This window comes from Flavobacteriales bacterium (assembly GCA_020435415.1).
In the GTDB taxonomy this organism is placed as follows: domain Bacteria; phylum Bacteroidota; class Bacteroidia; order JACJYZ01; family JACJYZ01; genus JACJYZ01.
On sequence record JAGQZQ010000015.1, the window covers coordinates 35,153 to 46,550 of the forward strand.

The 11,398-nt window shown below is 50.4% G+C and carries 6 protein-coding genes; 3 read left to right on the forward strand and 3 right to left on the reverse strand.

The window, feature by feature from the left end; translation table 11 throughout:
• Positions 1–8 precede the first annotated feature (8 nt).
• Positions 9–911 (forward strand): bifunctional methylenetetrahydrofolate dehydrogenase/methenyltetrahydrofolate cyclohydrolase FolD, encoded by a 903-nt coding sequence (gene folD, locus KDD36_04490; protein ID MCB0395883.1) that lies wholly within the window; start codon positions 9–11, stop codon positions 909–911.
• Positions 912–982: 71 nt separating this feature from the next.
• A complete protein-coding gene (locus KDD36_04495) occupies positions 983–2,965 on the forward strand; it encodes a PD40 domain-containing protein (protein ID MCB0395884.1) in 1,983 nt (660 codons plus the stop codon).
• Here KDD36_04495 and kdsA read toward each other — a convergent pair whose 3' ends face one another.
• Genes kdsA through KDD36_04510 form a run of 3 tightly spaced genes read right to left on the reverse strand, consistent with a single transcriptional unit; the run spans position 2,966 to position 7,155 of the window.
• Positions 2,966–3,784, reverse strand: a complete 819-nt coding sequence (gene kdsA / locus KDD36_04500; GenBank protein MCB0395885.1) for a 3-deoxy-8-phosphooctulonate synthase — start codon at positions 3,782–3,784, stop codon at positions 2,966–2,968.
• Positions 3,785–3,786: 2 nt separating this feature from the next.
• Complete coding sequence (locus KDD36_04505) at positions 3,787–5,049, reverse strand: hypothetical protein (protein MCB0395886.1); 1,263 nt, start codon at positions 5,047–5,049, stop codon at positions 3,787–3,789.
• Between the two features lie 30 nt (positions 5,050–5,079).
• Positions 5,080–7,155 carry a hypothetical protein gene (locus KDD36_04510; protein MCB0395887.1) on the reverse strand — a complete coding sequence of 692 codons (2,076 nt, stop codon included), beginning with the start codon at positions 7,153–7,155 and terminating at the stop codon, positions 5,080–5,082.
• Between the two features lie 211 nt (positions 7,156–7,366).
• On the opposite strand from KDD36_04510, the gene KDD36_04515 reads away from it, so the two are divergent.
• Positions 7,367–11,203 (forward strand): S8 family serine peptidase, encoded by a 3,837-nt coding sequence (locus KDD36_04515; GenBank protein ID MCB0395888.1) that lies wholly within the window; start codon positions 7,367–7,369, stop codon positions 11,201–11,203.
• Positions 11,204–11,398: the final 195 nt, after the last annotated feature.

Here is an 11,398-nt window from a genome sequence, read left to right on the forward strand (position 1 = left end):
TACATCCCATGACCACGATCAGTCCGACCACCACCGTTATCAACGGAAAGCAAACCGCCCAGGAGATACGGACAGAGCTGGCCGCTGAAGTGGAGCGCATCAAGAAGGCAGGAGGAAAAATCCCCCACCTGGCAGCAATCCTGGTTGGCAACGATGGCGCCAGTGAAACCTATGTGGCAGGAAAGGTAAAGGCATGCGAGAAGGCCGGCTTTCAGTCTACCCTGATACGCCTTCCGGATACCACATCGGAAAAAGAACTGCTGGATCATGTGAATAACCTGAACAATAATAAGGATATTGACGGGTTCATCGTTCAACTGCCGTTGCCAAAGCATATCAATGAACATCTGATTACCGAAGCCGTTGCACCCGAAAAAGATGTGGATGGCTTTCACCCCGTTAATCTGGGGCGATTGGTGCTGGGCTTACCGGCCTATATTTCAGCCACACCATTCGGAATTATCCAGTTAATAGAACGGTATGGGATTTCCACCCAGGGGAAACACGCAGTGATTGTGGGACGTAGCCATATCGTGGGTCGCCCTATGAGTATTCTGCTGTCACAACCTACCTCAACGGGGAACTGCACCGTTACACTTTGTCATAGCCGAACCAAAGATCTTGCAGGCATTTGCCGCCAGGCGGATATCCTTGTTGCTGCCCTGGGTAAGCCGGAGTTCATCCGTGCGGATATGGTTAAAGAGGGTGCTGTAGTGATTGATGTGGGCATTACCCGTGTACCGGATGAAAGTCAACCCAAAGGCTATGTGATCAAAGGCGATGTCAAATTTGACGAGGTTGCGCCACGGTGCAGCTTCATTACTCCGGTTCCGGGTGGCGTAGGCCCCATGACCATCGCCTCTTTGCTCAAGAATACATTGCTGGCATCCCAAAAAGCAATTTACGCCTGAAGCAGCCTTTTGCTATATTTGTTCGTATGCCAATAACCCTGGCCCGGTTTTCGTTGCAATTTAGGGTTGGTATGAATAGAAGGATCCTCCATATGATGTTGATGTGCCTGCTCGTTGCTCCGGTAACATTACGTGCACAAAACCGCGATTATTCAACCAAGAACAAACGGGCTATTGAACGTTATGAAGCCGCTGGTGTATTCTACATGAACTGGCGCCGGTCCTACCAGAATGAATTTGCCCTGAAGACCATCAATGAACTTAAGCAAAGCCTGCAGATCGATTCAAACTTTGTAGAAGCATGGGCGCTCTTAGGTGATGTGAATATGGAGATCCGCGATTGGAAGGAAGCCATTTATGCCTACAAAAAAACCATTGCTATTGATCCCGGCTTTCATCCTGATATGTACTTTAATCTGGGTAAGGTTGAAATGGCGGATGGCGACTATACAGCCGCAAAGAACTACCTCGAACGTTTTGTAAATCTTCCCAAAGCCCATCCACCAAGTAAGCACGAGGCCGAAGGGTTGCTGCGTTCATGTGCTTTTGCAGAGAATGCCATCAAAAACCCCGTGCCATTTTCCCCGGTCAATATGGGGCCGAATATCAATACGGACAACGACGAGTATTCACCTACCATCACCGTTGATGGTAAGAAGTTCATCTACACGATGCGTCGTTATGACCCGATCTACGATCAGAACGGGGTAAAGGTAAAGGAACGCGTACAGGAAGATTTTTATATAAGCTATTGGAAAGATGGGGAATGGTCACCACTGCGTAACATGGGCCCACCCATCAATACGCCGGACAACGAAGGCGCACAATGTATATCAGCGGACGGCCAGTATATATTTTATACGGCATGCAACAAACGCGGCGGTATGGGAAGTTGCGATATATACGGTGCCCGCAAACGGGGCAATGGCTGGGGCAATCCGATCAATATGGGGCAAACGGTTAACTCTCCTGCATGGGAATCGCATCCTTGTTTTGCATCGGATGGGAAGACATTATACTATACCAGCACCAGAGAAGGGGGTACAGGAAAGGGTACTTCCGATATATGGTATTCCGTGAAAGGTGATGACGGCATCTGGAAAGGGCCGTTCAATATGGGCCCTACCATCAACACTGAAATGAATGAAATGTTCCCCTTCCTTCATCCGGACGGGAAAACCATGTACTTCGTGTCCGACGGTCATCCTGGTATGGGTGGCCGCGACATCTTCATTACAAGGCGGGATGCCAACGGTGAATGGACCACGCCGGTGAACCTGGGATATCCGATCAATACTTATTCGGATGAGACCAGTTTTATTGTAAGTCCTGATGGCCGTATCGCCTACTTTGCATCCGAACGCCCGGGGGAAGGGCAGGGTAGAATTGACCTGTATTGGTTCCCGTTGTATGAAGGTGTAAGGCCGGACCCTGTGACGTTTGTGAACGGGCATGTATTTAACAAGAAGACCAAAGCACCACTAGGGTCAAAGTTCGAACTGATAGACCTGGATAGCGGACTGCCGGTCATTGAGTCCTATTCTTCTGAAGAGGATGGGGAATTCCTGGTAAGCCTGCCCGCCAATGGGAACTATGCCCTGAACGTATCCAGGGATGGCTTTCTCTTTTACTCTGAGAATTTCTCTCTGAAGGATAAGGACGGAGACAAGCCGTTCAACATGGAAGTGCCCATGCAGCCCATCGAACCCGGGAGCTATGGCATCCTGAAAAACGTATTCTTCGAGTCCGGTTCCTATACCTTAAGGGAAGAGTCCAAGGCGGAGTTGCAGAAGCTGGCGGATTTTCTCAATGAGCACCGCACCATGACCATTGAGCTATCCGGTCATACAGACAACGTAGGACAGAAGGCAGATAATCAACTTTTGTCTGAACGCAGGGCCAAGGCTGTAGTGGATTTCCTGGTGGAGAAAGGGATCGCTGTAAACAGGCTTACACCCAAAGGCTACGGGGACAGCAAGCCGATTGACTCCAATGACACCGAAGAGGGAAGGGCCCGCAACCGTCGCACGGAATACAAAGTGCTTACGATCTGATCAAAGGGCTTTTCTGATCCTGACCAGTTTTTCCAGCAGATCTTTCATTTGATCCAGAGGCAACATGTTGGCTCCATCCGACAAAGCTTTGGACGGGTCAGGATGGGTTTCCATAAACAGTCCATCCACACCCGCTGCAATACCGGCCTTTGACATCACACCAATGAGGTGAGGTAGTCCACCGGTAACACCGCTGTCCTGATTCGGCTGTTGCAATGAATGTGTCGCATCCAGGATCACCGGTACATTCAGTTGCTGCATGATGGGGATGCCGCGGTAGTCCACCACCAGATCTCCATATCCGAAGGTAGTGCCTCGCTCGGTAACCATGACCCGGTTGTTGCCGGAATCCCTGACCTTGTCAACGGCGAACTTCATGGCTCCGGGCGACAGGAACTGTCCTTTCTTGATGTTGACAACCTTTCCGGTTTTTGCAGCAGCAACAAGAAGGTCTGTTTGCCTGCACAAAAAAGCAGGGATTTGTAATACATCAACTACCTCTGCCGCAAACGTTGCATCTGCCTCGCTGTGGATATCAGTCACGACAGGTACCCTGTAGGTTTCCCTGATCGTATTAAGAATTCCGAGAGCTTCTTCGTTGCCTATGCCGGTAAAAGAGTCGAGTCGGGACCTGTTGGCCTTTTTAAAGGAAGCTTTGAATATGTATGGGATCTGAAGCTTGTCGGTGATTTCCAGCATTTGCTCCGCGACCTGCCTGCACAGTGGTTCGCTTTCTACCACACAGGGGCCTGCCATGAGCAGAAAGTTTCCGGCATCGGTATGTTTTAAATGCTCCAGTTTGAGCGTAGCGTAATCCATGTTTAGAATGATTTGGACAAACTGAAATGCAGATCCTGTCCGGTCGCATATTTGGGCGACAGGTGTCCCAGAAACTGGTGGCTTTGCACCCTGGCGATGAACCCACCGCCAAAGTCAATACCGAAGGCAAGTCCTACCTGAAGCTGACCATAGCCTCCATAAGCAAGCCGTGCTCCGGCTTTAAAAGATTCGTCTACCTTATACTCCCAACCCATATAGGCATAAGGCAGGTAGTTGGCATTGTTGAAATAATGGAGACCCAGGGTCATGGTCGTGCCTTCCAATTTTTTAAGGTATTTGGTATGATAAAGGTGAATGCTGGCAGGCAGCCAGGAAATGTAGGCGCCTTTTTCTTTGTCGGGCTTCCAGGCATTCACCAGGCTGTCTGTTTCCGCTGCGCCGTCGAAGATCGAGTCTTTCAAGGTGAAGAGGTCATTCACTTCCCATCCTTTCCACTCGTATAGTGAGTCGATGTCGTAGCTGCCGGCGGCACCACCCACCCAGCGGATCATGCCGAGGTCACCAACTTCCAATCGCCATATGTTGCCTGCCTCCGATCTTTTTTCGAAAAAGAGGTCCATGCTTCCGCCTACACCATTCACCGAGAAAAAGTCAGGGGCTGTGGTGTCAGATTCATGGTAGGTCATGGCCAGGTCCAGATCAATCTGTTCCCCGTCTGCATGGGTAAAGAAATCAGCACGCTCTGTATTGGCATTCATGTGCTGAAGACCTTTCAGTAGAGAGAGATTGATTCCGAAGCTGCTCTTTCCGGAATTCTTTGCAAGACCGAATGACAGTGACTGGAATGCAAAATAGTTCACCGAAAACCGATGCATGTCCACCGTGTTCCCGGCGTGGCTTTTGTTTCCGTACATCACCGTTTCAAAAAGCCCGTCTGTAAAACCGGCATTGGCAATAACGCGGTATTGGGCCCGTATCATCCCGCCAAGACCCGCTTTCCCGAAGAGGCTGTCTTTTTGCAGGTATGCCAATCCACCTGCAAAGTTCCCGCCCAACCGGTTGGCATCCGCCAACCGGTCTTTTACACGATCCTTCAGTGTGGAGTCAATATATTCACCGTTGATGAAGGCCATGCCGAACTGTGTGGTAATGGCGTTGGACGACAATTGATACCCAACATCACCCAGAACCACATGATTGCCTTTGTGGTCAATCACATCAGGAAAATAGGAGGGTGCCTGAGAGAAGGAATGGGTTGTAAACGCAAATGCTACGAGGAAGAGAATCCCTTTTCTTCTTGCCATTTTATTAGAAAAGATGGGGTGGGTCATTGTTTATAGCCGGTAATTAAAATCACCGACCAGGGTAAAGTCGATGCGGTAGGTGCTGTAAATCTTTACCTTGTTTGGCTGCCCAGCAGTGGTGAATGCCACCTTAATGAAAAGTTGGGTAGCATCATAGAGGTTATCCATTCTGCTTTCGCTGACGGGCAATACCAGTTTGGTACGGCGGCTGTCACTGACCCGCAGGCTGGCATCCAGGAGGCCGGAATTTACAGGACTTCCTTTAAACAATGTATCGATCACATTTCCGCCCGCATCGGCCAGTTCTACGGTGAGTGCCGCATCAAAAGGAAAGCTGTTATCCACGAGCAGGGTGAAGATGCCGTCTTTGATCTTTTTTGTTTCCGTGCCCTTGTCTCCCAGATCGAAATCACTTGTGTCTGAAAGGGTGAGACCGTTTGCCGACAAGCTAAGGGGCATCTCAATATTCATGCTGGCTTCTATGCCGTGATCATTGTATATGAAGTCGGTGCCTGCGCCGAGTGCCGGCTTGGGTGTGTTCGGGTTGATGCGCAGCCGCATCTGGTACTCCATTTCATCGGGCAGGTTCTCAATCAATGTTTCGAGTCCATTCACATTGATATTCTTGATCACCGGCGTTAACGGGTGATCGCTGGCGCGACCTATGGTGACCAGGCTGTCGATGATGCCGGCACTGAGGGCAACTTCATTTCCGGTACGGGTATTTCTTGATTTCAATGATTTCAGCACCACGTCGGCTTCCATACCCACACTGTTCTTCACTTCCATATTCACCTTGATCTTTTCCAGGTCGATGGTTCCGGCAGTGACTTTATCAAAAAGATCCACCTCGGTGATGGCAGGACCTACGTCAAAGACATCCTGGCCCAGGTAACCGTATCCGTATTCAGGTATGACACCGATCAGACCGGCATCCACATAAAAGCTATCGTTCAGGGACAAGGTGGTGGAATTGCCGGTGGAATCTATCCGCCCTATCAATGACTGATACCATGTATTCACCGTATCGCCGTTTTGACCTGTGAGGTCCAGGCGATAACCCTTGAAGTCATACAGTCGTGAGAACCTGGACGTATCTCCCGGAGGGGCAGGTGGAATCTTATTCTGGACTTTAAAAGGGACGCCCTGGAATGTGGCGCTGGGAATCTGGTAGTCGAAACGCAGGGTATCCTGCAATGTGCTCACCACATCAATTTTTACAAACCCTTCCCTGATGATCAGGTAATTCAGTTCAACGCCATTGGCGGTTTCGAGGACCATGTTCTGGGTTTCATTTACTATGTCCTGATCGGGGAAAACCGCAGTGGCGGAATAGGGGTTCAGATCCCGGACAAGGATTGTTGCAATCAAGGCATCATTGGTGTCGATGGGTACAGGAACGCCATTGCTGCCTGGGCTGTCCATGTTGACGATCTTTCCGAAAAGGTCTCCATACACCGTTTTGCCTGCGAGGTCCACCGAGTCCTTGACGACTTGTCCGGCCGGAACTAGCGGGAATGTTTTCAAAGCGATCACCGTACCGTTGGCCTGGTTCTTTAATTCAAAGGTGAGATTGGTGATGTCGATCGGAAGCTGGTTGTCCAGAATGATATCCATCCATCCGTCGATCAGGGTGACTGATTCGAATATGGAATTGGCGTCGATGGCGATGTCTCCCGATGATATTCCTGTGATCGGGGGGACGGCAAGGTTGTTTCCGTGGGATGCCAGGATCACCGCGCCTGTGGTACCTCCTGTCTCACGGGCGATCTGACCGAGTGTAATCGGGTACTGAAGGGAACGGTCACCCATCTCAATGCTTTGCAGCTTGACATTGTAGGTAAAGGTGGTGTCCTTCATCCGGAACATCGAGTCCATCACAAAATTATAGAGGTGCGACTCATATACCAGTGATATGGTCTGATCGGGATTTTCCTGCAACAGGGTATCCGTCAGCAGATCTTCAATGCTCAGGCTGGACTTCACCAGGGGGGCCAGCACATCTACATCCCACGACGTCTTGTCTAGATCCGGGCGGCACGCGCTGAACATAAATGCCAGTGCGATCACCAGGTATTTGCCATGAATCAGTTTCAGGTTTCTCACGGAAGGTTTCCTCCTTATAAGAAGGCAATATACGCATTGATCCCCGCAAATGCGAATCTATGGAGCGGGAGGCAGGTTTGGTTTTGCTGATAAGAAAAATTATATTTGTTAATAGGGGTGTGCGTGGAATGGCCGTTCACAAACACCCAATCTCCCATAATTAGCTTATCCCGTTTTTAATCGGCGACCTGTCGCAATAACACTTGTTGTCATGAAATCGATACGTGCGATGTCGCGGCTGATTATGGTCGTTCTTTTTTGTCTGGGTGCAACCATGCCCCTGTTCTCTCAGTCGGATTACCGGTTGTTGTTTGATGCGGAAACCTTTACTCCGCCTGTCAGTGCAAACTTTTCAAAAGGAAGGTTGAATGAGGCATCATCCAATCTGATTGCCGGGAAGACAGTGAAGATCGTTCAGTTTTATACACTTCCCACCGATGTTCAGCTGCAAACACTAAGGGCAAAGGGTGTGGATGTGATCAACTATATCCCCAACATGGCTTATTATATGGCCATACCGCAGGGCTTTGAGTGGTCTTCCCTGGACAATGTTTCCGTTCGTGCTGTTCTCGACGTAGCGCCTCATCTTAAAATACACAAGGATATTACCCTTGGGTCCGTGCCTCCTCATGCCGAACGTCCGGATGGCCGAGCCGCTTTGCAACTCGGTTATTTCGCGAATCTCAGTTACGATATCGTTGCGACATATCTCACATCAAAGGGTGTGCGGATTATTGATGCGGATAAAGCGGCTTCTTTGATAGAGATTGAGGCGGATATTTCAAGGATATATGAGATCGCTTCCTGGCCATGTACCGCCTACCTGGAATCTGTTCCCGCGCCGCCTGTGCTGGAAAATATGACAGGCACAACCCTGCATAGGGTGAATGGCCTTCAACAGTTATGGAGTGGAGGAAGATACTATGATGGCAGCGGGGTAACCGTGAATGTAGGTGACGGAGGCTACATGGATGCACAGCATATCGACTTTGAAGGCAGGTTAACGGGCGCAAGCAGTTCCGGCGAAACGCATGGCACCCATGTGGGAGGGATCATAGGCAGTGCCGGAAACCTGGATCCGGAAGGGCGTGGACAGGCCCCCGGGGTAGACATACGTTCATCCAGCGGTCACGGCGATGTGAGCAGCAATCTTTCATCTTTATACAATACTTACGGCGTACGGGTGACCAACCATTCCCTGGGCCAGACCTGCGGTGCGGGGTATGACGGTAGTGCGCGAACTGCAGATCTTGCAGTGAATAGTTATGCCGCCATCTACCATGTGTTCTCAGCGGGAAATAGCGGAACCAGCGATTGTGGACTCGGTGCGGGTTCAGGATGGGGCAATATTACCGGTGGCTATAAGGCCGCTAAGAATACCATTGCGGTGGGCAACCTCAGCCGGACCGATGGAATTGCAAGTTCATCCAGTCGCGGCCCCACACCGGACGGCCGCATCAAACCGGATATCTGTGCAAAGGGCTCCAGCGTTTTTTCTACCTATCCGGATAATACGTATTCTACCATCAGTGGTACCTCCATGGCCAGTCCGGGGGTAGCAGGTTGCACAGCTGCGTTGATATCTGCATTTCGTTCATTAAACAGCAACCAGGATCCCAAGCTTGGATTGCTCAAAGGGGTGATGTTGAATACCGCAGATGATCTGGGCAACCCCGGTCCCGATTACATTTACGGATGGGGACGTATCAATGCGCTGCGCGCGGTTCGTGTGTTGGAAAACAATCAGTATGCAAGTGGTACGGTATCAACAGGACAAAGTCCTACCCATCAGATCACCGTTCCTTCCGGAGTGGGGCAGGTAAAGGTGATGGTATATTGGAAGGACCCGGCTGCCGCTTCCGGCGTGAGTGTGGCGCTGATCAACGATATTGATATGACCTTGAAAACACCGGGAGGGACGAGTTATGACCCCTGGACATTGTCAACAAATACCAACAGTGCTTCCGCTCTTGATGCGGATGCGACCCGGGGGAAGGACCGCAGGAATAATATGGAGCAGGTGACCCTGGATAACCCGGCTGCAGGAACATATACTGTAACGGTAAATGGTTATCAGATTCCATCCGGTCCACAAGAGTACTTCGTATCATGGACCTTCCTCGAAGACAATATTGAAGTAACCTATCCTAACGGGAATGACCCTCTGGTGCCCGGTGAAACAGTATATCTGAGATGGGACGCCTGGGGAACCAGCGGCAATTTTACATTAGAGTATTCCACAAACGGAGGAACCTCCTGGAGCAATATTTCTACCAGCGTGTCAGGGTCGCAGCGCTACTATGCATGGACGGTGCCATCCACCGTTACCGGAAAAATGAGGATTCGTGTTTCGAGAAGTGGTAAAAGTGATACCAGTGATCAAGATGTTTACAACATTGCTGTGCCTTCCAATCTGCGCATCAACAAACGTTGCAGCAGTGCATTTGTGTTGGAGTGGAATGCCGTGTCAGGCGCCACGGGCTATGAGGTTTTTTTATTGGGTAATAAATACATGGAGTCACAAGGCACCACGACCAATACAGAGTTTACCATCACCTCGCCATCTACAGTGGGGAATTGGGTATCGGTGAGGGCGTTGGGTCCGGACAATTGCAAGGGGCGTCGCGCTGTGGCCATTGAAAAGGTCACTGGCACCAATAGCACGGACTGCATCAACACCCAGCCACCCATTGCGGATTTTATCAGCAGTTCCACCTGCGGCGCCACCGTTTACTTTACGGACCAGTCTGAAAATGAAGTGACCTCATGGCTTTGGGATTTCGGGGATGGCAACAGCTCTACCACCCAGAACCCAAGTCATACCTATGCTACAGATGGCACATACACCGTTTCTTTAACGGTAAGCGGAACTTATGGAACCGATAGCATCGTGAAGAACAACGATGTGACGGTGATCATCCCGGAGGTGACCTCCGTCACCGGGGATGATGCCTGTGGGGCGTCTGCTTTAACACTTACCGCATCTGGCAAGGGAAATCTCAAATGGTATGATGCGGCTTCCGGGGGCAACCTGTTGACAACCGGAACATCATATACAACACCGGTGCTTTCTGCCACCGCCGATTATTACGTGGTGAGTTCGGTGGCGTTGGATCCCGTGAATTTCGGTCCGCCCGACAACAACCTGGTAACGGGAGGTTATTATACATCCGGATCAGCTCAGGGGATATTCTTTGATGTGAGCTCACCATTTACCCTGGCATCCGTAAAAGTGTTTGCAGGTTCGGCCGGTAACCGCACCATTGAGGTACTTGATGCTGATGGCGGCAATGTGATACACACCATTGATGTGAATGTACCGGCAGGTGAAAGCAGGGTAACGCTGAACTTTGATATGGAAGTCGGCATGGGATATTTTATGAAGATCAGCAGTACCCTTGTGGATCTTTACCGGAACAACCAGGATCCGGGATATCCGTTCACCCTTAACGGGGTGGTGGAAATCACGGCCAGCAATGCATCGACACCTACAGGATACTACTACTATTTCTATGACTGGGAGGTGATCCAGACATGCAGCAGTCAGCCAACAACGGTTACGGGGACCATCCATACCAACCCGGCTCAACCGGTGATCACGCTGGCAGGTGGTGACCTGACGACCATACCCGGTTACACGTCATACCAGTGGTACCTGAACGGCAACCCGATCGGTGGGGCCACCAATGACACATATACACCTGTTCAGAATGGTGACTACACGGTAGAGGTAACGGATGCCAACGGCTGCACAAGTGTCTCTGATCCGTTTGTAATCACAGCGGTGGATCAGTTGTCGGCGGAACAACAGAGGTTAAACATTTATCCGAACCCGGCAAACGGCGCATTCCATGTGGCCCTGCGTGGCTTTAATGGCCCTGTGCAGGTGGAGGTGTACAATGTTTTGGGAGAGATGATGTACCGCCATCCGCAGTTGATCTCGGGTGATATGACGTTGGGCTTGTCATTGGATCTCCCTCCGGGTATCTATCATTTGAAGGTATCAGGTGAGGATGGTTATTTCGTGAGGCCGGTGATGATGGAGTAGTGATTTATGACTTAAGTGAATAATAAAAAATCCCGCTGGAAGGCGGGATTTTTTGTTTTGTTAATGACGCGTTGACCACTTTGCATGGGAAGTTATATTGAGTCTGTAAATGGTAATACCGAGGTGTTGGGCGAAGGTTCCCGGATCATTGCGATACCGGGACAGGTGCACCTTCGTCCTGTTATCTTCAAAGCG

What these genes read in the sequence shown, in the direction of transcription:
- folD (MCB0395883.1), top strand. Translation starts at nt 9, where the DNA reads ATGACCACGATCAGTCCGACCACCACCGTTATCAACGGAAAGCAAACC.
- KDD36_04495 (MCB0395884.1), top strand. Translation starts at nt 983, where the DNA reads ATGAATAGAAGGATCCTCCATATGATGTTGATGTGCCTGCTCGTTGCT.
- kdsA (MCB0395885.1), bottom strand. Translation starts at nt 3,784, where the DNA reads ATGGATTACGCTACGCTCAAACTGGAGCATTTAAAACATACCGATGCC.
- KDD36_04505 (MCB0395886.1), bottom strand. Translation starts at nt 5,049, where the DNA reads ATGGCAAGAAGAAAAGGGATTCTCTTCCTCGTAGCATTTGCGTTTACA.
- KDD36_04515 (MCB0395888.1), top strand. Translation starts at nt 7,367, where the DNA reads ATGAAATCGATACGTGCGATGTCGCGGCTGATTATGGTCGTTCTTTTT.